Here is a 24,628-nt window from a genome sequence, read left to right as displayed (position 1 = left end):
GCCAAGCGGAAGTTCGCCGCTTAACGTTCTAGCTAGGCTAATCCTCAGTCCCAACCCGTCTGAACCTCACACTCTGGGAATCACTGGGCCTTGCCCAGAATACCTTCCAGCCGGGATGGTATTCGAAAGGCAGACATGTGCGGGCCCAACTTTTTGATGGATTGGTCATTGATTCTTAACATACGGTTATTTTGAGCATTCAAACTGTAAGGTGAGCTACTGATTTTCACTAAGTTATCCTAACTTGTATTTGAATGTTATAAACCAATAGCATCACTAAGCGTTATTTCAGTCGACTGTGATTACAAACCTTGAGTCCCAGATGAAAGGCAGTACTATCGGTAAATTTTAAAGCTAGTTACCAGTAATACTTATCCGTAATCTTTAGGTCGTCTTCACAGGATTTACGTGCGATAAATCAGCTGATTAAGAGTTTATTTGAAGGACCTGTTTTCTAACATTCAGTGGTCAGTTGCACCCGGATAGGTGGCCGTTCATCCGCCATTCGAGCGGCTTCCCGACTGGAGAGGCTGGCTGACAATGCTCAAGGGCGAAGTTCTTCTTGTCCGGGTGGTCTTCCCGGGCTAGAAGAAGACTCGTATTTGAAATTGCGCAGTGGGGTTCTGCGTAAGTTCAAATCGATGTCCGCCCTGTTCCAGCGTTGTCAGCCAGCCTCGGAGGTCGGACTAAGACGCGCACCGGCTGACGAACAACAAACCAACTAACTGGCATGATTTAATCATCTATAATGCCGAATAATAACAAGCGCAACGCGTGTAGCGAATGATAAGGTGATGTGAGTGAATAATGATGGATCAATTTCCAAATTTTAAGCTATTTATCGATAAATACTTACCATGGCTGGCCGTGATTGGTTTTGTTGTGACGGTTAGTGTTAATGGTAATGTCTGGCTGTATTTTATGGCAGTGCTGATTGTATTCGTGGTGGTCGCAATTATTGACTTACTATTCAAATATTGGAACCACGCCAAAATTTTAGGCATCATGATTGTCCTTTTAGTGCTTGGATTATGGTTGAATCGCTAAGATTGGTGTTAGGTGGGCATATTCAGACTGTCTTTGTCAAAAACATCTCGGCTAATTGTGATTAGTAGTAGGGGGTGCTTTTTGTCTTGGTTTGCGATGCCTCTTTTTTTGACATGGTTCGGTCATGCAGTCAGAAGCGCTGTTGCTCAGCCGATGTGATTTCTTGTCGATTTTGGACTATGAAAAGGGTAAGAAAGTGCCGATTACAATTAAAATTAATCAACAGAGATAAATCGCAACATGTGAAAAAATAAACATTTTTATCGTGAACGCGATTGTTGCAAGTTGTAGATGACAAACCACTGCCACATCAACCTCATAACTAAAATTTATAACTAAATCGATGTTTGACTATAGTCTTCTGGAGGCGCTAAACTTAATTTATAAATTGAATGTTATTTTTTTCACACATTTAGTAAGCGCTTACCAACACATTAATTGGAGGTTATTAACATGACAGAATATCGTGTAGAATCAGATACTTTAGGCGAAGTTAAAATTCCAGCCACCGCGCTGTGGGGAGCCCAAACTGAACGGAGTCGCCATAATTTCCCAACTGGTACGAAGATGCCATTAGAAATTATCCGGGCACTCTTGCAAATCAAACGGGCCGCTGCCATTGCGAACAAGGAAGTTGAAGCAATGACCGCCGAGAAGGCTGATTTGATCGTAGCCGCCATTGATAAACTGTTGGCGTTAGACGATGAAGACTTACGGAAGGACTTTCCGTTAGTTGTTTATCAAACTGGTTCAGGAACTCAAACCAACATGAACGTGAACGAAGTTGTGGCCCATATGGCCGGCAAACTCAACCCAGACGTTGAAATTTTGCCAAATGACGACGTTAACCATGGTCAAAGTTCGAACGACATTTTCCCAACGGCCATGAACATCACGGCTGCCGTGGCTGTCGATAAATTGATTGCAGCTGCCGAACACTTATTAGATGAATTAAAAGCTAAACAAAAGAAGTACTGGCGCGTTGTTAAGATTGGCCGTACCCATTTACAAGACGCGACGCCATTAACATTTGGCCAAGAAGTCAGTGGCTGGGCAAGTGCTATCGAACATGACATTGCTTACTTGAAACAATTGAACCCAACCTTGGGCGAACTGGCCATGGGTGGTACGGCTGTCGGAACTGGGCTGAATGCGGCGCCACATTTTGCTGAAAATATTGCCGCTGCCATGAGTAAACTGTACGGCATTGAATTTACGGCTGACTCCAATAAGTTCTATGGCTTGGCCCATCACTCTGGTTTGAACGTGGTCCATGGTGCCATCAAGACGTTAGCGGCTGATTTGATGAAGATCGCCAACGACGTGCGGTTCCTCGCTAGTGGCCCACGGGCTGGATATGACGAATTGAACATTCCAGCTAACGAACCAGGTTCATCGATCATGCCTGGGAAGGTCAACCCGACTCAAGCCGAAGCCATCACCATGGCAGCGGTCCGGGTCATGGGGAATGACGTGGTCGTGGACTTAGCATCTAGTCAAGGTAACTTTGAAATGAACGTTTACAAGACCGTGCTGATTGACGCCTTCTTGGAATCCGCCGAATTATTAGCCGGTACGATCACTGGTTTTGCAGACCGGATGATTGCAGGTTTGACGATCAACGAAGACCGGATGGCTGAATTAGTGGACCGTTCCTTGATGACTGTGACGGCGTTGTCACCACACATTGGTTACCATGACAGTGCGGTGATTGCCCAACAAGCTGAAAAAGCAGGCACGACCTTGCGTGAAGCGGCCATCAAGTCTGGTAAAGTTACAGCGGAACAATTCGACGAATGGATGGTTCCAATTGATATGACCAACATTGATAATTAAGGTAAACTAGTGATAGCGCTCCTGTAGCGAGTGGCGACTAGGCTGGAGACGGGTCATTGTTCCGCGAGTGGAATGGTGGCCCGTACCCGCTTATCGCTAGTTTACGGGGTGCGTAGATGAGTACCTTGAAAAATAAACTTAATGAAAATGAATCGATCCACATCGGTAACGCGGTGTGTGATGAATTGAGAGGAGTAATTTGATGGCTGACAAATTTACGTTTACGCCAACCGCTTTAGCGGATTTAAAAACAACCTATGACGTGGTCATTATTGGATCGGGTGGTGCTGGTTTGACCGCAGCGATTCAAGCCCACGAGCTTGGATTAAAACCGGTGATCTTAGAAAAAATGCCGAAAATCGGTGGCAACACGACGCGGGCTTCTTCGGGGATGAACGCCGCTGAAACCAACGTCCAATTGCATCACCACATCGTCGACAGTTTTGGCGACTTCTACGACGAAACGCTTAAAGGTGGCGGCAATCTGAATAACCAAGCACTGTTGAAGTTCTTCACGGAACACAGTGCATTAGCCATCGACTGGTTAGCCGACCACGGTATCGAATTAGACGACTTAACGATTACGGGTGGGATGAGTGTCATGCGGACTCACCGCCCAAGCTCGATGGCCCCAATCGGCGGCTTCTTGGTTACTGAGTTATTGAAACAAGTGGCGGCGGCTAAGTTACCATTGTTCACAGATATCAAAGTTGACCAACTGGTTCAGACGGATGGTAAAATTACCGGGGTCAAGGCAACCACCGCTAACGGTGCAGTAACCATCAATGCCGGTGCCGTCCTCTTAGCGACTGGTGGCTTCGGTGCCAACAAAGCCTTATTGGGTAAGTATCGCGATGACCTCAAAAATTATCAAACCACTAATCAACCGGGTGCGACCGGCGACGGTATCTTACTAGCCGAAGCCGTTGGGGCCAAGGTGGTTGATATGGACCAAGTTCAAGTACATCCGACTGTGCAACAAGATACGGACCATGCTTACTTGATTGGTGAAGCCGTGCGTGGTGAAGGGGCCATTTTAGTCGACCAGCAAGGTAAGCGGTTTGTCAACGAATTGGACACGCGTAAGAACGTGACCGCCGCCATCGACCAGCTCGGTGGTACCGGGGCTTATCTGATTTTTGACCGCGGCATTCGTGACCGGGTCAAGGCCGTTGAATTCTACGACCACATTGGTCTAGTCAAAACTGGTGCTGATTTGGCGGCATTAGCGACTGAAGCTGGTTTAGACGCTGATACGTTGACCCAGACGGTTGCGGACTGGAATCAAGCTGTTGCTAACCATGCGGATACTGCCTTCAAGCGGACAACTGGGATGGATCGTGACATTGCCAAAGGCCCATTCTATGCGATTCACATCGCACCGGCTGTCCATTACACCATGGGTGGCGTTGGCATCAACCCAGCGACTCAAGTTCTGGACAAACAGGACCAACCAATCAACGGCTTATTTGCAGCCGGTGAAGTCGTTGGCGGCTTGCACGGCAATAACCGGATTGGCGGTAACTCGATTGCCGAAACGGTCATCTTCGGTCGCCAAGCCGGACAACAGATGTTCAAATATTTACAGTAATCGCGTCAGCGGTCGTTGTGCGCTGAGCGGATAAATTTAAAGTTGCTTTGAGAATTCAGTAATGGATTGTCAGGGCAACTTTTTTTGGTGTTGGAATTGATGACTGATCAAGCTCAAAATACAGCCCCAGATATCCTGTTAGTCATCCGGTAATCGCGCTAATCTGGACGCTAAAACCGGTTAACAAGGAAATATCGATTTTGATTCACCCAGCCACTAAGGCAAATTTACGCCAACTTGCACGGCTTCCTGCAATCCTGAGATGTCGGCTTTAGCGTCAGGATTTGAATAACAGGCAATATGACAAAATTCCCCAAATTCGGATAAAATCGGTTTCAAAATTCCGCATTTTCAGTTAAGCTGAGTGTATAAGTATTTATAATAGGAAGAAAGTGACAAGTATGGCGAGTATTTTTACGAGCGGAAAACCGCAGTCAATTACGGATATGTTGGCGGCAAGGGACCAGCGCGTGGCCTTTCAACAGGAACTGACGACTGCTCATCCGAAGTCGTCGATTGCGGCGATCAAGCTCAATATTCCGGGGCCAATCAAGAATAATGATGCGTTGCGGCGGCTGTTTTTAGCCGGTGTTCAGCGGTTTGAGGACCAGCTGGCGGATTATACGGTGGCGGCGGACTGGAATCATCCTGCGGGAAATGAACGCTTTTTGATTTTGCCACTAGATTTTGCGACCAGTAAGCGCGCGGCGGTAGCGTTTGAAGAGCAGGATTCGCTCGGACGATTGTACGATATTGATATTTTACAAACGGGTTCGCAACGTGCACTGTCGCGGACTGATTTGGGATTACCAAAACGGCGGTGCTTGTTGTGTGGGCGTGACGCCAAGGATTGCGCGCGGTCACGGCGCCATTCAGTGGCGGACTTGCAAGCAAAAATTACGGCGATGTATGACGCAGAATTCGGTGATCGCGTATGAATACACGGGATTTAGATTATTTTCGGGCACTGGTCGATTGTCAGAATTATACGATGGTTGCGCGCCAGTTTGCCGTTTCACAACCGGCAGTGACGCAGGCGATTCATCGGTTGGAGAAAGAATTCGCGGTCAAGTTGGTGATTCAAGACCGCCATCATCAACAGACGAATATCACGCGGGCGGGCCATCTACTGTATAAGAACGCCCAACAAATTCAAGCGAGTTTGCGCTTGGCCCATCAAGAAATTGATAGTGCTCAGCAAGCGGAGATTCGGTTTGGTCTACCGCCGATTATCGGGACGTTGTATTTCCCACAAATTGCTGAAAAATTGCTACAAAACGGGTTGTTACAGCAGTTGAAAATTACCGAGACGGGCTCGGACGAATTACTGCACAAACTGGTCAAAGGTGAAATCAATATTGCGTTATTGGGATCGTATCTGCCATTTGATTTGCCGACCGTACACGCGGTAAAGTTAGGGGCGCGACCTTTCAGCATCATTGTCAGTCCGCAAAACAGCTTGGCGACGCAGACAAGTATTGGTTTCAAAGATCTAGGACAAGCACAGTTTATCGGCCTGGATGGTAAATACGTTCATCCGCAAGCCTTTCAAGCCTACTGTGATTTTGCCGGGGTTCATCCGGAAGTCATTTACCGCACTCCTGATATTTCGTGGGTCAAAGCGCTGGTCAAAGCCAACCTCGGCATCAGCATGCTAGTCCGCGACGTCGTGAAACCAGATGATGGGGTGGTGTGCCTCGACATTGAGGACCAATTACCCGTCAGCTTCAACATTTCGGTCGTGACTCGCGCCGGCTACTTACCGACTGATGATGAACAACGTTTTATTGACCAACTGTTGAAAATGACCGTCTAATGGTTAGTTGTGATTGCGTCTGGCGCGACTATACGTGAGACAATCATTATGGATCAATGAAAATGACTGATTATTCGGATAACACCAAAAAACTCGCACGACCACAATAAGTGGTGGTGCGAGTTTTTGTGCAGGCGTGCTTTAAATACACGTTGTGGTAGTTATTCTTTAGCATTAAAAATGATCAAATCATGCTATTTTATGAATTCAAGTGCTACCAGCTGAGACCCACTGGAAACAGTGCGAGTTACCGTAAACTTTCTGTGGTGGCGACGTCCTACACCGGCTTCCAGGCATTCTGGGCAATGGCCGGAACGTGGTGGACACAGATTTAAGCCGATAACCCACGTCTTAAATGCTGGTCTTTCGCTAACCAAGCCAAAAACGCTTGCTAAGTGAAATTTCACCACTTGGCCTTGCCCAGAATGCCTTCCAGTCGGGATTGTATTCGAAAGGCAGACATGTGCGAACTCAACATTTTGTTTAATTAATCATTGATTCATTGGTACACAGTTATTTTGACATTCAACTGTCAGTCTGATCTCTAATTATAGCTAAAGTTTCTTTCTCATGCTGTCAGACAAGCAACTTCACTGCAGTTGTCAGATTTTCTCTAGTTGCCCGAGACAACAAACTCCTGAATTATAGGCGAAAGAAATCTTGTCAACTAATTTCAAGACGAGTGGTGGTCACTGAAATTTGTGGCATTGAGATGAGTGAACAATATTCAGGTGATCTTCTCAGTGATTAAATGCCATCAGTCATCATCGATACCGATTAAGTATTTATCTGAAGGAGCCAGTCAATAAATATTCAATGATCAATTGTGCCAAGCTAGGTGGCCGTTCATCCGCCATTCGAGCGGCTTCCCGACTGTAGGGGCTGGCTGACAATGCTCAGTAGCCAAATTATTCTTAGTCGGAAGTGATTTTCTTCCGGCTTAGAATAAGACTCGTATTTGAAATTGCGCAGTGGGTTTCTGCGTGAGTTCAAATCGATGTCGGCTTACGTTCCAGCAATTGTCAGCCGGCCCCGGAAGTCGGACTAAGGCGCGCATCGACTGACGAACAGTAAGCCAACCACTGGCATGATTTAATCACAATTCATGATAAACTAATGCGCACAATGCATTTCAAATACAACAACTTAGGATTCATTCGAATCGTCGTCATTGGGTGCCAACGTGTCGTGCATGATGGTCAATAGTTGGTGCTGGACCGGTGTCAAAATGTGGGTCGTTCGGTAGACGATGCTGGTGATGAACTCTGGTGGTTCGGTATCCATCAAGTCGAGGCGAACGACATCTTTGCGGTAGTGATCGACGATTCGTGTGAAAAAGCCGACGCCGACGTTTTCGCCAATCAATTTCATCAACACGTGGGTGTCATTGGAACGAAAGACGATGTTGGGACGGAAATGATTCCGGCGCGTGAGTTTGTTGAACGCGGTGTTATGGATGAAATTACTATTAAAGAAGACAAAGTTCTCACGGCGTAATTCATTGAAGTAAATTCGTTTGCGTTGGGCGAGTGGGTGGTCCTTAGAGACGTAAATACAGAAGGGTTGACGGTCAAATTCTTCCGCAATCAGAGTCTGATAAGCGAGTGGTTCGACTGAACCAAGTAAGGTCAAGTCCACTCGCCCGTCGCGCACGGCGTTTCGTAAGAAAATCGACCCGCCTTCCACCGTCTCCAGACTGGCAAGCAGTCCGGCTTCCGCCAATTTGGCACCGACTTTAGGAAAATAGTGATTTTCAATAATCGGCGGTAACCCTAAAATCAGTCGGTTTTGCGAGAGGTTATCAATCTCCTGATGAGCGATGCGCAGTTCGTGAAGCACGATTTTGGCGTGTTCAGCTAGTTGTGCGCCGCTCTCAGTAACGTGCAAGGTGTTCTGGATGCGGTCACGAATCACTAGTGGGGCGCCGAACTCAGTTTCCAATCTTTTGATGGCAGTGGTAATGGTTGGTTGGCTCACATTGAAAGTTTTCGCAACTTTTGAAAAATTTTTTTGAGAAATTAATTCATCGAAATAAGCTAAGTCTTTTGTGTTCATTTTTTATCCTTTCTAAATCAGCGTTTATAGCGACCTTATTTAATTTATTTATATCATAACATAGTTTTGACTATAACATTTCCGGGGGCCTATAGTATGTTTTGTAAATTGATAGGAACAGTTTTCCTGCTCAGGCAAGTTTACTGACTGTTAACCAACTGTGTGGCAACCAAGAATTTTGAGAGAGACATTCTCAAATGTTTGACGGACGACACGCTGGCTGTTATCTTATTGCATGTAAAATGATAAGAACAGTTTTTCCTGTTGATATAAGTTTATTGAAGCTCATTCAAAAATAGGAGGTCGCAGTAATGACAAAAACTGCAAGTACCATTTTAAATAACCCATTCTTAAATAAGGGGACTGCTTTTACTAAAGAAGAACGCCAAGCATTGGGCTTGACCGGGACGTTACCAAGTAAGGTTCAAACCATCGACGAACAAGCGACTCAAGCTTATGCGCAATTCAAGAGCAAGCCAAGTCGGTTGGAACAACGGATTTTCTTAATGAATCTGTTCAACGAAAACCGGACGTTGTTCTTCCACTTAATGGATGAACACGTGGTTGAATTCATGCCAATCGTTTATGATCCGGTCGTTGCTGATTCAATCGAACAATACAACGAATTATTCTTGGATCCACAAAATGCCGCCTTTGTTTCAGTTGATGCACCAGAAGATATTGAAGCTACTTTGAAGAACGCGGCTGATGGTCGCGATATTCGCTTAGTCGTTGTGACTGACGCTGAAGGAATCCTTGGTATGGGTGACTGGGGCGTTAACGGTGTTGATATCGCCATTGGTAAGTTGATGGTCTACACGGCCGCTGCCGGTATCGACCCATCTCAAGTCTTGCCTGTAAGCATTGATGCTGGGACCAACAACCAGAAATTATTGGATGATCCATTGTATCTAGGTAACCGTCACAAGCGAGTTTCTGGCGCACAATACTACGATGTGATCGACAAGTTTGTTGAAGCAGAACAAAAATTATTCCCAGATTCATTGTTACACTTTGAAGATTTCGGTCGTGACAACGCGCAAGTTATCTTGGACAAGTACAAAGATCAAATCGCAACCTTTAACGATGATATCCAAGGAACTGGGATGGTCGTTTTAGCGGGTATCTTAGGTGCTTTGAACATTTCTAAGGAAAGTATCAAGGACCAAAAGATCTTGTCATTCGGTGCGGGTACTGCCGGCATGGGGATTGCCAACCAAATCCTCGATGAATTAATGCAAGCTGGTTTGACCGAAGAAGAAGCTAAGCAACACTTCTACGCTGTTGATAAGCAAGGTTTACTTTTTGACGATACTGAAGGTTTAACCCCAGCCCAAAAGGCCTTCACTCGTAAGCGTAGCGAATTTAGTAACGCTGATGAACTAACTAACCTTGAAGCCGTTGTTAAGGCCGTTCACCCAACAGTTATGATTGGGACGTCAACTCAACCAGGGACGTTCACTGAAAGCATTGTTAAGGAAATGGCTGCACATACGGAACGGCCAATCATCTTCCCACTGTCTAACCCAACCAAGTTAGCAGAAGCCAAAGCAGAAGATTTGATCAAATGGACTGATGGTCGCGCCTTAGTTGCCACTGGGATTCCAGCTGACGATGTGGAATACAAGGGTGTTACTTACCAAATCGGTCAAGGGAACAACGCCTTGATGTACCCTGGTTTAGGATTTGGTTTGATTGCATCAACGGCCAAAGTCTTGAACAGTGAGACCTTATCAGCTGCATGCCATGCCTTGGGCGGTATCGTGGATACGTCTAAGCCAGGTGCAGCGGTCTTACCACCAGTTTCAAAGATTACTGAATTTTCACAAACTTTAGCTGAAGTCGTTGCACAAAGTGTGATTGATCAGAAGTTAAACAAAGAACCAATTACGGATGCCAAACAAGCAGTTGCTGATATGAAGTGGGTTCCAGAATACAAAACCATCAGCAAATAGCGTCGGCAAATAAGAGATTGACAAGCCCATGCCGCGAGTTAGCTTGGCAGGTTAACGTCGCGAATGGCATCGGCAAATTAAGAGATTGTAAGAGGGTATAAGTGCACATGGCAGTTTTATGGAATTCGATTCAAAGCGTCCTAGTGGTCGTTTTGATCATGATATTAGGGTTTGTCTTACGGCGGACCGGTTGGTTTGATGACAAGTTTGCGGGGACGATTTCCAAGTTTATCAAAAACATCGCCCTGCCAGCGTCGATTTTCGTTTCAGTGTTGAGTCGGTTGACGCGTGGTCAGCTAGGGTCGTTTGCCGGCTACTTGGCCTACGCATTCTTAGCCGTCATCATTGGTTATGTGATTGCGTTTATCCTGGTCAAATTGATGCGGGTCAAGCCCGGTCGTAAAGGGATTTTCATTAATGCAATCGTCAACGCCAACACGATCTTCATTGGGTTACCTTTGAACATTGCGTTGTTTGGCGATAAGAGTATGACGTACTTCCTGGTTTACTATATTGTTAACACCGTTTCAACTTGGGCTTTCGGGGTATTCTTGATTTCTAACGATGATCCAACGAAGCCTAAGGAAAAGACACACAACAAGATTGATTGGAAGAAAGTTATTCCAATGCCACTGGTTGGGTTCTTAGTCGCATTAGTTGTGCTATTACTCAATATCCCAGTGATGAAGGTTGATTTCATCAGTTCGACCTTGACGTATGTTGGTAACTTGGTCACACCGCTTTCCTTGATTTATATCGGGATCGTGCTAGCGGATGCCGGGTTGAAGAGTATTCGTTTCGACCGTGATACGATCGTTGCGTTGATTGGTCGCTTCATCTTGTCACCAATCATCATGATTTTGGTCTTGATGGTTGCCGGCAACTTGGGCGCCAGCTTCCCAACCATGGCTTCACAAACGTTGATCGTTCAATCAGCAACGCCAATGTTAGCCGTATTGCCAATCTTGGCTAACGAAGCACATGGAGACGTCGAATACGCCACCAACATTGTCACAACCAGTACCGTCTTGTTCATCGTGGTTGTGCCAGTCTTGATGACCTTGATTCAATATATTTAATCCAAACTAGATTTACTGTTAAAAAGCGGCCTGTGATGGGCCGCTTTTTTTATGGCATACGCATTGTGCTGGTTAACTTGTCATGAATCATGATAAATCATGCTAGTTGGTGGATTCCTGTTCGTCAGCCGATGCACGCCTTAGTCCGACTTTCGGGGCCGGCTGACAATTGCTGGAACGCAGCCGACGTCGATTTGAACTCACGCAGAAACCCACTGCGCAATTTCAAATACGAGTCTTATTCTAAGCCGAAAGAAGACCACTTCCAGCTAAGAATAATTTGGCTACTGAGCATTGTCAGCCGGCCCCTACAGTCGGGAAGCCGCTCGAATGGCGAATGAACGGCCACCTATCTAGGTGCAATTGACCATTGAATATTTAGTGATTGGACCCTTTAGGCAAAAGTTTATTTGGTACGGATGAGGACTGATGGCATTAATTACTGAGAAGATCATCTGAATACTATTCACTCATCTCAATGCCACCAATTTCAAGGACAACTAGTCTTGAAATTGGTCGATAAAGTTGCCCTCGTTTAGAATTCAAAATTTTGTTATCTTAGATGGTTAGAGAAGATTTTGACAAGCAAGTTCAGTGAAGTTGTCAGTAATCTTAAAACATGGCTAAGAAAGTTTAGTTGTTTCAAGAAGGTAGTCTGACTGTTGAATGTCGAAATCACATTTTGTTAAGAATCAACGACTAGCTCATCAAAAGATTGGGTCCGCACATGTCTGCCTTTCGAATAATATCCCGGCTGGAAGGTATTCTGGGGAAGGCCCAGTGGTGAAATTTCACTTAGCAAGCGTCTTGTGCTTGGTTAGTGAAAGACCAGTATTTAAGACGTGGGTTGTCGGCTTAAATCTGTGTCCACCACGTCACGGCCATTACCCAGAATGCCTGGAAGCCGCCCGAGGACGATCCTACCACTGCAAGTTTACGGTAACTCGCACTGTTCCCAGCGGGTCTCAGCTGGCAGCTTTTGAACTTGGAAAATAGCATGATTTAATCATCTTTAATGCTAAATAATAACTAGCAACATATGTAGTAGTAGCTGAATTATTAAGCACAGCGTGAGATTGAAATTAGCAAATCTTATGAACAATTAATAAATTTGTTTAAAGTAACTAACCAAATAAAACGCTATCTTAAGGCGTTTTAAGATAATTTGGTTGAATTTTCTAGATTAACTTGACTAATCGCACAAAAATTAATAGAATTAAGCACGTTGCATTATTAAGAATTTGATTAGGAGGAACCCCATATGAAAGAGTCACGCCGATTGTTGGTCAAAAAGCCAGTCAATCCAGCGAGTTTTAATCAGGGCGGCCTCGCAAAAACGTTAAATGCCTTTAGCCTGACGATGATGGGGGTGGGGGCAATTGTTGGTTCCGGGATTTTTATCACGCCCGGAATTATTGCGGCCAAATATGCCGGTCCCGCTGCAATGTTATCCTTTGTGATTGCGGCGGTGGTTTGTTCGTTAGCTGCATTATGTTACGCTGAATTTTCCTCGACGATTCCGTTAGCTGGGAGTGCCTACACTTATGTATACACGGTCTTCGGTGAATTTCTAGCTTGGATTTTGGGTTGGTCACTGATATCGGAGTATTTATTTGCCGTTTCTTCAGTCGCTGTCAGTTGGTCGTCGTATTTTCAAAATTTGATTAGTGGTTTCGGGCTCAAGCTACCGTCGTATTTGTCGGCGGCCGCGGGGACGGCTGGAACGAGTCACGCGGGCTTTAACTTGATTGCCTTTGTGGTCGTTTTAGCGGTATCGTTACTGTTGGTCGGCGGGTTGCAAGAATCGACCCGGGTCAATTCGATTATGGTAATTGTCAAAATTTTAGTGATTGTACTCTTTATCGCGGTTGCGATTTTCTTCGTGAAACCAGCCAATTATCATCCGTTCATGCCCCATGGGGTGAGCGGCTTAGTCAAAGGTGCGTCACTTGCGTTTTATGCCTACATTGGGTTTGACGCGGTATCAACGGCATCCGAAGAGGTTAAAAATCCGAAGCGCAATATGCCAATTGGAATCGTCGGCTCGTTGGTGGTTGCTTCGATTCTCTACGTGGCGATGGCTGCCGTTCTGGTTGGGGTCGTCCATTATAGTCAATTAAACGTTGGGGATCCCGTGGCTTACGCGTTAGCTGTGATTCATCAGAATTGGGCCGCGGGCATTGTATCCCTCGGCGCAGTCGTTGGGATGACAACGGTGCTGATCGTCATGTTGTATGGTGGTACCCGGTTGCTCTTTGCCATCAGTCGGGATGGGCTCTTACCGAAGGCGTTTCGGACGGTCAGTCCACATACCAAAGTCCCTGTTAAAAGTACCTGGATTTTTGGTATCATCGCCAGCGTCTTTGCAGCGGTGATTCCGTTGGATAAGATTGCGGAGTTGGTCAACATCGGGACTTTATTTGCATTCGCTATGGTCTCGATTGGAGTCGTCTTCTTACGTCGCCATGAAACGCTACAGCAAATCAATAGTTCCTTCAAAGTGCCATTCTATCCGGTGTTGCCGATCGTATCGTTTCTAGCTTGTATTTATCTGATGATCAACTTGCAAGCCTTCACTTGGCACATGTTTGCCATTTGGCTCGTCATCGGGGTGGTCATCTACTTTAGCTACAGTTATCGTCACTCACGGATTCGCGCGGGCCTACGGAAAAAAGAATCGGAATGAAATTCGAAACTAGCTGCCAGCTTTGGGGCTAGTTTTTTTGTCGCTATATCGTTTGCGATTTGGCTCCAGTCATATGCTATAATTAAGCGCGTAATTGAATGGAAAAGAGAGTTGAGGTGACTGATGATGCAGAGACGTTCAAACGCCTATCATATCAGTGTGTTGGCGGTACTAATGGCGATTGTGATCATTCAAAATATCGTGCCGTTTTTTGGGTACATTCCGTTGCCGGGATTGAGCATTACGACGATTCATGTAACGGTCATTATTGCTGCGGTGGTTTTGGGACCACGAGATGGCGCAATTGTTGGGGGTATTTGGGGAATCATTGATTGGATTCGCGCATTCGTCGCGCCCACCAGTGCGTTAGCGCCAATCGTGTTTACCAATCCATTAATTTCAGTGGTACCGCGAATTTTGATTGGAGTGGTCGCTGGCTGGATTTTTATTTGGTTTCAAAAACGACAACACCGAACGCTGGGATTCACGCTAGCTGGTGTTGCTGGCGCTTTGACCAACACGATTTTGGTGCTTGGCTTGATTGGTCTGCTATACAGTCATCAGGCAGCGGGATTTTATCAAATCAATTTAAGTAAGCTAATGCCTTATTTATTAGCGGTCGTTGCCTCAAATGGGGTGCCAGAAGCTATTTTAGCTGGGATTTTAACGCCGCTGATTGGAACGCCATTATTACGTTTTAAAAAGGCATAGATTGAGCTATGATTGCAAAATAAAATAAGCATCGCAGCAAACCCTCAATCGGGGTAATTTGCTGCGATGCTTATTTGACGTTATTTAACTGCCTGAACCTTCTTTTGACTGATAATGACTTTATTATGATACTTATCAATGATTTCAGGGTCAGTGCTGTTAAAGTTGATGAGATAAGAATTCGTGTAACTTTTGGCAATCGTACCAGTATAGGTTTGCCCCTCAAGTACGAACGAGACTGATGTTCCAATATCCATTATTATCATTCCTCACTGGTTATTGTTCATTCAGAATACCACAAAGTTGGGCCGCTGCGTTAAGCAAAACGCCGACGAATCCGTGTCCAAAGACCAGTGACAACAGTTAATAAACTGGCACCGAGCGCAGTCAACCATGATTGCGACGTTTCATCAGTTTGTGGCAAGGCTGGTGCTGATTTAGTCGTTGGTGAGCTGACCGGGGCAAGGTCTGAATCTGCCTCGGGCTTAGTCGTCGAAACGGCCGTTGGTGTCATGGCAATCTTTGCGTCAGCCGCGCTCAAATCTTCGCGTAGACTGGCAGTTACCACGGAACCACTGTGGTCGTGATTAACCAGCCAGTCATTGTTTGTGACTGCAGCATCGGTGGCACTGGCTTCAGCAGCATCCGTCTGGTCGTTGGTCATATCAACGTCTGTTGGAGTCGCATCTGCCAGCGATACGGTGTCAGTAGCGGACTCATCCGTCGTGGTGACAGGTGCTAAACGGCCATTTTTGACGATTGTTGAAGTTGAACCATCAGCGGTGGCAGTCGACTCATCCTGATCGTCGTCAGTAGTTGTGGCATCCGGATCAGTTTGCGATGAATCGTTGCCATTAGTCGTATCATCTGCTGATTCAGCCGAGCCGGTGGCACTTGCTGAATTTTTGGCTGTGTGAGTCGTGTCGGTCGAACTGTCCGCACTGTTAGTCGTTTCAGTGGTATCAGTTAAACCATCCGTTTCATCAGTCGTATCTGTAGTACTGGTTTTGCCGTCTGTGTCATCAGTCGTTTCCGTAGTACTGGTTTTGCCGTCTGTATTAACACTCGCATCGGTCGTACGATCAGTCGCATCAGATGTTGCCGTCGAGTCAGCACTAGGGTCGACATCGACCGCTTCATCTTCTGCTTCTGCGACTGATACTAATGGTGCGAGGAAGTCACGTAGATGTTGTTGGTACTGAAGAATCGCGTTGTTTGCGGCTGCGTGACCACCAACTTGTCCGGGTAAAATCCAGACTTCTTGGTCGGCTGAATGATTAGCAGCGGCTAATTCAAGTGATTGCGTGTATGGAATGAACGCGTCATCTTCGGTGTGAATCAACAGCAGGGGAATCGTTACTTTGCTTGCCGCATCGACGGCGGATAAGTCGTCAACATTGAAGCCCTGAGTTTTAATCAAACGAGCGTTAATGGCAGCCACAATTTTGTCATACGATAAGAACGGCAAACTAGTAATCGCTGGTAACCCAACTGATTGAAGGGCGTTCGAGACGTAATTGATGGCCTTCGTGTACAGTGACGCACCCAATTCAGGTAAGGTCGCGTAACCGGCATCAGCGACCACCGCCTTGACCGATTTTGATAACCCCGGAACTGAAGCAGCCTCGAGCACGGTGTCAGCACCTAATGATTGGCCGTAGAAGACGACTTCACTGTTGGCGCCGTTGCGTTCGTCGACCATCTTGACCCAGTTCAACCAGTCATACTTATCCTGGTATCCAAAGGTCAAATCATCGCCGTCACTCAGGAATTGACCACGTTGGCTTGGCATTAGGATGTTATAACCCATGTCATACCAGATTTTAGAGACGTAGCCGATCCAGTCGAGATGTTCAGTCCAACCCTGACCAATAATAACGGTTTTGGTGGCATCGCCGTTTTGAATGTAGTAGGCCCGAACGTTTTGTGTCGGGTCGTTATATTCTGGCAATGTCCAAGTTTCTTTGGTGACGTTGTTCCACCACGTGACTGCGGCGGGGTAGTATTCTTCTGCCGCCGCCCGGTCAGTTGCGTAAGCCACGGGGTCGAGGCCTTCCCAAGTATTGGAAATGTCGTAGCGATGTTCATTCATTTCAGTACGTAAATTCGACAGCGCTTCTGAGCCACTTCCAGTGAAAACGATCGGGTAGATCAAGTTACCGACGATCGTGCTGGCAATCGTGGTTGGTAGTTCTTTGAGTTGGTCGACGATCGTGTTAAGCTTGGCCTTTGCCGCTGCTAATTTTTCTTGGACAGCGGATGTCGCTGCTTGGTTAGTTAAATCTTTGATTTCATTGACGATTGCGACGATATCACTGGCGTCTAACGTGACGGTCGTGGTTTCGTCCTTATTTGAAGTCGTGACCTTTTTCCAAGTGACACTATAAGGACCAGTTTGCTCAATCGTGATCGTGCTCTTTTGGTTGCCGGTTTGGTCATTGGTTTCATAAATCAAACCGTGGCCACTGTCAGTCGTTGTTAAACTGGTACTGGCGGGCGTAACGGCAGTCGTCGCTGCGGTAGTGTCGGCTGTAGCGTCTTCGGCGGTCGCGTCAATGTCAGTCGTAGCATCTTCGCCAGTCAGAGTAGTTGCAGCTGTCGTCGTACCGGTCGACGCATCGTCAGTTGTCGCATCATCAGTTGCACTTGACGTCGTGTTTGCTGCGGCATCCGTTGAAGCAGTCGTCGTATCAGCTTGATTGTCCACAGCAGTTGTCGTATACGCTGATGACGTTTCAGTTGAATTTAGCGCAGCACTAGTCTTGTCGCTAACGGCATCAGTTGTCGTTGTAGACTTCGTTGAATCCGCCGTGGCAGTGGCGTCAGTGCTGGTTTGATCTGTAACAGTATTATTAGTTGAGCCGCTGGTTACCGCAGTATCAGTCGCGCTAGTGTTATTAGCCGCGTCTGCATCAGCGTCAGTCGTTGTTGTGGCGAGACTGGTCCGGCTGATGGCGGCTGCTGTTGTAGCAGTCGTGTCATCGCCAGTGGTGTTGCTGGTACTGGTCTCAGAACTAGCAGTGACCGGCGTACTGTTCGTATCAGTTACCGAACTCGAATCAGCCGCAGTTGCCCCGGCAGCCTGACTGAGTTGGTCACTAGTGGTGGCATTGGGTGCGGAAGCCGTGGTGGTGGCACTCACGGGTGTCGTCGTGTCGGCAAGCGCATTGGTGGTCAGCATCAGCGTACTACCAAGCCCCGCGATGGTAATGCCGGCATAGACCCAATGCTTGCCATCTTTGAACATTTTATAATGATCAATGGTGGCCGATGGTTGTGAATTCCTTTTCATATTATTTACTCCTCGTAACGTTTTAGTCTGTTGCACATTAAAAAATATAGCACGTCAGCGCGCGATTGTTCCCGTTTCCACGGTTTAAGTTGTGGAAACAGGGACTTTTTTAATAACGGCATCACTTGTTTATAGTGTGAAATACACAGCTATATTGGTTAAAGTTGTCAAAAGCTTTGTAATCCCAATGGCCAAACTAAAGTCGCGCAAAACCGTGAATTATCACGTGATTAGCAACAGACAATGTCAACTAACTAACTAGTATTTGTACTAATAGTGGCCTTGAAAATTAGCGACTTTGACTATTTTGGGAATAAAAGTTGAGATTGATTGAAATTTCACTTATCACTTGCTATTATTAAAGGTGAATAAGGTGTTTCCGCTTTCGTAGGGAATAAATTTATAAAGGGGGGACCATTATGAATCTCGGATTAAGTATCTTATCCTTGGCGCGCTTTCAATTTGCGATGACCACGGTGTTTCATTTCTTCTTCGTGCCATTATCAATCGGCTTAGCCTTGATTGTTGCAATTATGGAAACGGTATATGTTGTCAAAAAAGACATCATGTACAAACACATGGCACAATTTTGGGGCCGAATTTTCTTACTTAGCTTTGCCGTTGGTGTCGTAACAGGGATTATACAAGAATTCCAATTTGGGATGAACTGGTCTGATTATTCACGTTTCATGGGTGACATTTTTGGTGCACCACTTGCAATTGAAGCGTTGGTGGCATTCTTTATGGAATCCACGTTTATTGGTTTATGGATGTTTGGTTGGGACCGCTTTAATGCCAAAATCCACTGTGCGTTTATCTGGTTAACGTCGATTGGGACGATGATTTCCGCAATGTGGATCTTAGCGGCGAATAGTTTCATGCAAAATCCGGTTGGCTTTATGATCAACACGAAGACTGGTCGGGCACAAATGACGAGCTTTGCCGCCGTCGTTAAGAACGAACAGTTATGGTATGAATTACCACACGTGTTGTTTGGCGCCTTTGTCACCGGTTCATTTGTGGTTGCAGGTATGGCGGCCTTCGCTTTGTTGAAGAAGAAGAATGTGACCTTCTTCCGCAAGTCGATTAAGGTCAGCTTGATCGTTGGTTTGGTTGCTTCTATCGGTGTGGTCGGCATGGGTGATTTACAAACACGCTACATTATTAAGGAACAACCGATGAAGTTTGCCGCAACTGAAGGGTTGTACAAGGACTCCGGTTCACCAGCTTCTTGGGCGGTGATCGAAGGTATGGATACCAAGAATCACAAGGCCAAATGGTCGGTTGAAATTCCATACGTCCTCGATATTCTCAGCTACCACAAGTTATCTGGTAACGTTAAGGGTCAAAATACGATCAACAAAGAGTTACACGCGAAGTATGATAAGAAGTTTGGTAAGGACATGAATTACTACGTGCCAACCAAGACCTTGTTCTGGAGCTTCCGGGTCATGACGGTCTCCGGTGGATTGTTCGCGCTGATTGCGATCATCGGGTTGTTCTTCGTTCGTGCGAAATCGACGTTGATCGAACGGCAACGCTGGTTCCTCTGGGTACTCGGTATTTGTACGTTCTTACCATTTGCCGCTAACACGGCTGGTTGGTTGATTACTGAACTTGGCCGTTATCCATGGGTCGTTTATGGCTTACTCACGATTGCCGATGCGGTATCGCCAAATGTCAGTGTTGCTTCGTTGTTGATTTCTAACATCGTCTACTTCTGCCTCTTCAGTGGTCTCGGAATTGTCATGATCGTCTTGTCACGGCGGGCCTTACATCAAGGACCAGATGATTTACTACAAGCTGCTGATGACGCATCATACGATCCTTATGGTAAGGAGGCGTTCAGTCATGAGTAACTTACAATTCTTATGGTTTATACTTGTCGGCGTGCTATTCAGTGGCTTCTTCTTCCTGGAAGGCTTTGACTTCGGGGTTGGGATGACCATCAAGAGCTTGGCACAGACCCGTGATGAACGGGACGTGGTGATTCACACGATTGGCCCACACTGGGATGCCAATGAAGTTTGGTTGATTACCGCTGGTGGGGCAATGTTCGCCTCGTTTCCAATGTGGTATGCTTCCTTATTCTCCGGCTTCTATCTGATTCTCTTGTTGATTTTGGTTGCTTTGATCATGCGGGGTGTCTCGTTTGAATTCCGCAGCCGGATGGAAACTGAATCTGGTCGCAACTTCTGGGAATGGGCAGCCGCACTGGGTAGTTTCTTCGCTGCCTTCCTATTTGGGATGATGTTCACCGCGCTGGTCAAAGGGATGCCAATCAACGCCAATGGTGATATGACGGCGCACTTTACGGATTACGTCAACTTGTTCTCAATCGTCGGTGGGGTCGCAGTGACCTTGCTCTGCTACTTGCACGGCTTGAACTTCATTCGCCTGAAGACGACCGGGACGTTGCGTGAACGAGCATTGCAATGGGCCAAACCACTATACTGGGTGCTCTTTGCAGGTGAAGTGGTCTTTGCGATTCTACTCTTCTTCAATACGGATTTCTTCACGAAGAAGCCAATCTCAACAACGATTTTAGTGGTCGCATTGGTCTTATTGACCGTCTTAGCAACCTGGGGCGTTTATGGTAATCACGAATGGCTGTCTTTCATCAGCAGTGGCTTATCACTGATTGACGTGGTCGTCTTACTGTTCAACGGCTTATTCCCACGGGTGATGGTTGCCAACAATTCGGCTTACAGCATTCTGATCAAAGACGCGTCGAACTCACCATACACGTTACATCTGATGACGGTGATTTCCTTAACGGTCTTACCGATCATGTTGATTTACTTTATTTGGAGTTACTGGGTATTTTACAAACGCTTGGCATCATAATTTAATTTGATGACAACAGTATCACGGGGTGCGGTGGTACAATGAATTTAACAGCACCAACGGGGTCGCGACCCTGGCCTAGTGCCAGGGGGCGGCCCCGTTCATTTTAAGCGGGGAGGGATCGGATGTGTTTGATCCAGCGTTATTTAAACTACCGGGAATGCGCCGAGCAGCGGGTATTTTAGGCCTGCTGGCGGTCATCGAAGGCATTTGTATTGTATTTCAGGCCTACTATTTGTCGGTCGCCATCGTTGGACTGTGGCACTTGCATGCCTTGTCCACGATTCTGCGGCCAATGCTGATATTTGCCTTAGCGTGGGTCGGTCGTCAGCTACTGGTCGTTATCAAAAATCGGGTGATGTACCCCTTGGTTGAGCGGACGAGTGGCGATATGCGTCGGCAAGTCATGCAAAAACTGTACCAATTAGGACCGGGCTACGTCGCGAAGACTGGGACCGGGAACGTGGTCACGACGGCCTTGGAAGGTATCGATAAGGTTCAAACGTACTTAATGTTAGTCGTCATCAAAGTGATCGACATGATGGTGATTCCGTGGATTATTTTAATTTATATTGCGGTATTGCGGTGGCGCGAAGCCCTCTTTCTATTTGCTATTTTTCCACTGATTATCCTCTTCATGATTATTTTGGGTTACGCCGCCCAAGCCAAGGCTGACGCGCAATACGTCGGTTACCAGCGGATGTCCAATCACTTTGTGGATACGCTACGGGGCCTACCAACGCTCAAACAATTAGGACTGTCAAAACGCTATGCGGATAACGTCTATCAAGTCAGTGAAGGCTACCGTAAGCAGACGTTAGCGGTCATCAAAATTGCGATGCTCTCGACGTTTGCACTCGACTTCTTCACGACACTATCCATTGCGGTCGTTGCCGTCTTCCTAGGGTTCGGCCTGATTAACGGGACGATTAGCCTGTTGCCAGCACTCGTAATTCTGGTGTTGTCACCAGATTACTTCCTACCACTCCGGACGTTTGCGAATGACTATCACGCGACTCTGAATGGGAAAAACGCGTTTGCGGATGTGCAAAAGATGTTAGCGCTGCCGATTCCGACTGATCGTGAACAACTCGGAACGACGCCGATTCATTGGCAGGCAGATAGTACGTTAAGCTTACACGACGTCGATTTTAGCTATGACAATGATGATAAACTAGCGTTGAAGAAGATTGACCTCGAGGTGCACGGCTATCAACGGATTGGGATTATTGGTGCCTCGGGTTCAGGTAAATCGACCCTGATTAATTTGCTCGGTGGTTTCTTGACGCCAGTTGCGGACCAGGGTGAGCTTCAGGTCAATGGTCAAACCGTAACTCACCTGAGTCAACAGGCCTGGCAACAGAGCTTTTTCTACATTCCACAAAATCCCTATTTGTTCCATGCAACCTTAGCTGAGAATCTGGCCTTTTATCAGCCGCATGCGTCGCGTGAAGCGATTGAACAAGCGGCCGAAAAAGCCGGTTTAACGGCTTGGATCGCCACGTTGCCAGACGGACTCGACACCCAGATTGGTGAAGGATCGCGGGGTGTCAGTGGTGGACAAGCCCAACGAATCGCGCTCGCACGGGCCTTTCTGGATGATTCACGGCGAGTCTTACTATTTGATGAACCGACTGCCCATCTGGATATTGAGACGGAAGCGGCCTTGAAGGAGACGATTTTGCCCGTATTAGATGACCATCTCGTCTTCTTTGCGACCCACCGGCTACACTGGATCAATCAGATGGATTACGTGTTAGTGATGGACCATGGCCAAATCGTCGAACAAGGCACGCCAGCAGAATTGGCGGCACATGACGGCGCTTATGTCCGCTTGCGTGATGAAATGGTAGGTGCGATCTAATGAAAGATTTTTTAGCAACATTTAAACACGATACGTGGGTCATGCCATACCTGCGTAAGTACAAAAAATTACTCGCGTTGACGCTGTTTCTAGGCTTGATGACCTTCTTTTGCGGCTCAGCGCTGATGTTTAACTCCGGTTATTTAATCAGTAAGGCGGCGCGGCATCCGTATAATATCCTAATGATTTACGTGCCAATCGTGCTCACGCGGGCGTTTGGGATTGGCCGTCCTGCCTTTCGCTACGCAGAACGGATCACGAGTCATAACTGGGTCTTACGGATCGTGTCAGACTTTCGTAAGAAGTTATACCAAGCGGTCGCCAAGCACGCGGTCGCCATTCGGCAAAACTTTCAAACGGGGGATGTCCTAAGTATCTTGGCGGATGATATCGACCACATTGAGAACTTATATCTGCGGACGGTCTTTCCGACAGTGATCGCGTGGTTCATGACGCTGATTATCGTGATTGCACTCGGCTATTTCAGTTGGTGGTTCGGATTGCTGATGCTACTGATGTTAGGACTCGTCGTAGTTGTGATGCCACTCTGGTCAGTGTTATTAAACGGCGCGCGGGAATCGCAGAGTCGTCAGATTCAACAGGGCTTTTATACTCAACTGACAGATTCGGTCATGGGCCTCGGTGACTGGTTGATTGCGGGCCGGCAAGCCGATTTTTACCAACGGCAAACCAAGCCGATTGCGGCGATTGCTGCCCTTCGTAAAAAAGATCACCGGTTTCAATGGTGGCGTGACTTTTCCATCCAAATTATTTTTGGTGTGATTTGCCTCGCCTTGCTTGTCTGGAGTAGCTTTTACTGGACGACGAATGCCGCAAGTTCCAACTGGATTGCTGCGTTTGTCTTATCCGTTTTCCCATTGGTCGATGCGATGCAGTCGGTGAGTCAAGGGGTCAGCGAATGGCCGACGTATCAACGTTCGATTAAACGGGTCAATGCGCTGGATACCACGCCGGTTGACGAACAGGATCAAACGGTTTTGACGGAGCCGTTCCAAGTCTTACGGGTCGCTGATTTGGATTTCAAATATCCAGGTGGCGGTCACGCAATTTTTGAACACCTTAACTTGACGTTGAAAGCCGGCGAAAAACTGGCACTCTTAGGGCCTTCTGGAACTGGTAAGAGTACCTTACTCAAGCTGATTTTAGGGGATGTGGCGCCGGATGCTGGGAGCATTCAACTCAATGATATTCCAATCGCACGCTTGCAAAAAGAACGGGCCGACTTGTTCGGCGTCTTGGACCAACAGCCGTACCTCTTTAACACCACGATCATGAACAACGTGCGGATGGGGAACTTACAAGCAACGGATGAACAGGTGAAAGCCGCGCTTAAAGCGGTTGAACTCGAACCCTTGATTACAAGCTTACCCGACGGCTACGAAACGGTCGTAGAAGAGGGCGGGGCGCGCTTCTCTGGCGGTGAGCGCCAACGGTTGGCATTAGCCCGCATCCTACTTCAAGACGCCCCAATCATTATTTTGGACGAACCTACCGTTAGTTTGGATCCAATTACGGAAGCCCACTTGTTGACGACGGTTTTCCGGGTCCTCAACGACAAGACCATTTTGTGGGTCACGCACCATTTAGCTGGTATCAACCACGTCGACCAAGTCCGGTTCTTGGAAGCTGGTAAGTTCGACATGGCCGGGACGCCGGATGAATTATATGCCACAGCTCCACGGTTCAAACGGCTCTATGATTTGGACCAAGGCCATGATAGCCGAGTGTCGGATAATTAAGTGGCTAGGTTGCAAACAGATAGGGTTGAATCGTAAGCTAACTGCCAGTCAACCGGCTAATTCGCATTATTTTTAGCGCCTCAAAGTTA

Annotated in this window: 16 protein-coding genes; 13 read left to right on the top strand and 3 right to left on the bottom strand. The window is 46.9% G+C overall.

Annotated features, from left to right (window positions below):
- The first annotated feature begins 807 nt into the window (after nt 1-807).
- The 5 genes from MZO40_RS13215 (at nt 808) to MZO40_RS13195 (ending at nt 6,290) form a co-directional block, all read left to right on the top strand.
- Entirely contained in the window at nt 808-1,047 is a 240-nt protein-coding gene (locus MZO40_RS13215) for a flagellar biosynthesis protein FlhB (RefSeq protein WP_252133329.1), read from the top strand.
- A 453-nt stretch (nt 1,048-1,500) separates the two neighbouring features.
- Nucleotides 1,501-2,883 carry a class II fumarate hydratase gene (locus MZO40_RS13210; RefSeq protein WP_003638129.1) on the top strand — a complete coding sequence of 461 codons (1,383 nt, stop codon included), beginning with the start codon at nt 1,501-1,503 and terminating at the stop codon, nt 2,881-2,883.
- Nucleotides 2,884-3,085: 202 nt separating this feature from the next.
- Complete coding sequence (locus MZO40_RS13205; protein ID WP_050338935.1) at nt 3,086-4,474, top strand: flavocytochrome c; 1,389 nt, start codon at nt 3,086-3,088, stop codon at nt 4,472-4,474.
- Nucleotides 4,475-4,875: 401 nt separating this feature from the next.
- Nucleotides 4,876-5,412, top strand: coding sequence for a citrate lyase holo-[acyl-carrier protein] synthase (gene citX, locus MZO40_RS13200; protein WP_050338934.1), 537 nt, complete (start codon nt 4,876-4,878; stop codon nt 5,410-5,412).
- Entirely contained in the window at nt 5,409-6,290 is an 882-nt protein-coding gene (locus tag MZO40_RS13195) for a LysR family transcriptional regulator (RefSeq protein WP_050338933.1), read from the top strand. The genes citX and MZO40_RS13195 overlap by 4 nt, the downstream gene beginning before the upstream one ends.
- A 1,146-nt stretch (nt 6,291-7,436) precedes the next feature.
- Here MZO40_RS13195 and MZO40_RS13190 read toward each other — a convergent pair.
- On the bottom strand, nt 7,437-8,345 hold the full coding sequence (locus MZO40_RS13190) for a LysR family transcriptional regulator (protein ID WP_105962108.1): 909 nt from the start codon (nt 8,343-8,345) through the stop codon (nt 7,437-7,439).
- A gap of 311 nt (nt 8,346-8,656) precedes the next feature.
- On the opposite strand from MZO40_RS13190, the gene MZO40_RS13185 reads away from it, so the two are divergent.
- The 4 genes from MZO40_RS13185 (at nt 8,657) to MZO40_RS13170 (ending at nt 14,776) form a co-directional block, all read left to right on the top strand.
- Nucleotides 8,657-10,300, top strand: coding sequence for a malolactic enzyme (locus MZO40_RS13185; protein ID WP_088769856.1), 1,644 nt, complete (start codon nt 8,657-8,659; stop codon nt 10,298-10,300).
- A gap of 107 nt (nt 10,301-10,407) precedes the next feature.
- Nucleotides 10,408-11,379, top strand: coding sequence for an AEC family transporter (locus tag MZO40_RS13180; RefSeq protein ID WP_101873860.1), 972 nt, complete (start codon nt 10,408-10,410; stop codon nt 11,377-11,379).
- A 1,261-nt stretch (nt 11,380-12,640) separates the two neighbouring features.
- Complete coding sequence (locus tag MZO40_RS13175; RefSeq protein ID WP_088769854.1) at nt 12,641-14,065, top strand: amino acid permease; 1,425 nt, start codon at nt 12,641-12,643, stop codon at nt 14,063-14,065.
- A gap of 126 nt (nt 14,066-14,191) precedes the next feature.
- Nucleotides 14,192-14,776 (top strand): ECF transporter S component, encoded by a 585-nt coding sequence (locus MZO40_RS13170; RefSeq protein ID WP_003638137.1) that lies wholly within the window; start codon nt 14,192-14,194, stop codon nt 14,774-14,776.
- Nucleotides 14,777-14,856: 80 nt separating this feature from the next.
- On the opposite strand, the gene MZO40_RS13165 is transcribed toward MZO40_RS13170, so the two are convergent.
- Nucleotides 14,857-15,033 carry a hypothetical protein gene (locus MZO40_RS13165; protein ID WP_082230258.1) on the bottom strand — a complete coding sequence of 59 codons (177 nt, stop codon included), beginning with the start codon at nt 15,031-15,033 and terminating at the stop codon, nt 14,857-14,859.
- Between the two features lie 59 nt (nt 15,034-15,092).
- Complete coding sequence (locus MZO40_RS13160; RefSeq protein WP_105962109.1) at nt 15,093-18,068, bottom strand: serine aminopeptidase domain-containing protein; 2,976 nt, start codon at nt 18,066-18,068, stop codon at nt 15,093-15,095.
- Nucleotides 18,069-18,487: 419 nt separating this feature from the next.
- On the opposite strand from MZO40_RS13160, the gene MZO40_RS13155 reads away from it, so the two are divergent.
- The 4 genes from MZO40_RS13155 (at nt 18,488) to cydC (ending at nt 24,539) form a co-directional block, all read left to right on the top strand.
- Entirely contained in the window at nt 18,488-19,927 is a 1,440-nt protein-coding gene (locus tag MZO40_RS13155) for a cytochrome ubiquinol oxidase subunit I (RefSeq protein WP_050338927.1), read from the top strand.
- Nucleotides 19,920-20,915: a cytochrome d ubiquinol oxidase subunit II gene (cydB, locus tag MZO40_RS13150; RefSeq protein WP_050338926.1), complete on the top strand. Its 996-nt coding sequence runs from the start codon at nt 19,920-19,922 to the stop codon at nt 20,913-20,915. The genes MZO40_RS13155 and cydB overlap by 8 nt, the downstream gene beginning before the upstream one ends.
- A 127-nt stretch (nt 20,916-21,042) precedes the next feature.
- Nucleotides 21,043-22,779 (top strand): thiol reductant ABC exporter subunit CydD, encoded by a 1,737-nt coding sequence (cydD, locus tag MZO40_RS13145; protein WP_050338925.1) that lies wholly within the window; start codon nt 21,043-21,045, stop codon nt 22,777-22,779.
- Nucleotides 22,779-24,539 (top strand): thiol reductant ABC exporter subunit CydC, encoded by a 1,761-nt coding sequence (cydC, locus tag MZO40_RS13140; RefSeq protein ID WP_050338924.1) that lies wholly within the window; start codon nt 22,779-22,781, stop codon nt 24,537-24,539. Before cydD ends, cydC begins: the two co-directional genes overlap by 1 nt.
- The last annotated feature ends 89 nt before the right edge of the window (nt 24,540-24,628 follow it).

The organism is Lactiplantibacillus sp. B652 (assembly GCF_023806745.1).
In the GTDB taxonomy this organism is placed as follows: Bacteria; Bacillota; Bacilli; order Lactobacillales; family Lactobacillaceae; genus Lactiplantibacillus; species Lactiplantibacillus pentosus.
This window is presented reverse-complemented; position numbering and strand designations above follow the sequence as displayed.

Excerpts from the sequence above, each read along its gene's own strand:
- MZO40_RS13215 (WP_252133329.1), top strand. The coding sequence starts at position 808 with ATGATGGATCAATTTCCAAATTTTAAGCTATTTATCGATAAATACTTA.
- MZO40_RS13210 (WP_003638129.1), top strand. The coding sequence starts at position 1,501 with ATGACAGAATATCGTGTAGAATCAGATACTTTAGGCGAAGTTAAAATT.
- MZO40_RS13205 (WP_050338935.1), top strand. The coding sequence starts at position 3,086 with ATGGCTGACAAATTTACGTTTACGCCAACCGCTTTAGCGGATTTAAAA.
- citX (WP_050338934.1), top strand. The coding sequence starts at position 4,876 with ATGGCGAGTATTTTTACGAGCGGAAAACCGCAGTCAATTACGGATATG.
- MZO40_RS13195 (WP_050338933.1), top strand. The coding sequence starts at position 5,409 with ATGAATACACGGGATTTAGATTATTTTCGGGCACTGGTCGATTGTCAG.
- MZO40_RS13190 (WP_105962108.1), bottom strand. The coding sequence starts at position 8,345 with ATGAACACAAAAGACTTAGCTTATTTCGATGAATTAATTTCTCAAAAA.
- MZO40_RS13185 (WP_088769856.1), top strand. The coding sequence starts at position 8,657 with ATGACAAAAACTGCAAGTACCATTTTAAATAACCCATTCTTAAATAAG.
- MZO40_RS13180 (WP_101873860.1), top strand. The coding sequence starts at position 10,408 with ATGGCAGTTTTATGGAATTCGATTCAAAGCGTCCTAGTGGTCGTTTTG.
- MZO40_RS13175 (WP_088769854.1), top strand. The coding sequence starts at position 12,641 with ATGAAAGAGTCACGCCGATTGTTGGTCAAAAAGCCAGTCAATCCAGCG.
- MZO40_RS13170 (WP_003638137.1), top strand. The coding sequence starts at position 14,192 with ATGCAGAGACGTTCAAACGCCTATCATATCAGTGTGTTGGCGGTACTA.
- MZO40_RS13165 (WP_082230258.1), bottom strand. The coding sequence starts at position 15,033 with ATGGATATTGGAACATCAGTCTCGTTCGTACTTGAGGGGCAAACCTAT.
- MZO40_RS13160 (WP_105962109.1), bottom strand. The coding sequence starts at position 18,068 with ATGAAAAGGAATTCACAACCATCGGCCACCATTGATCATTATAAAATG.
- MZO40_RS13155 (WP_050338927.1), top strand. The coding sequence starts at position 18,488 with ATGAATCTCGGATTAAGTATCTTATCCTTGGCGCGCTTTCAATTTGCG.
- cydB (WP_050338926.1), top strand. The coding sequence starts at position 19,920 with ATGAGTAACTTACAATTCTTATGGTTTATACTTGTCGGCGTGCTATTC.
- cydC (WP_050338924.1), top strand. The coding sequence starts at position 22,779 with ATGAAAGATTTTTTAGCAACATTTAAACACGATACGTGGGTCATGCCA.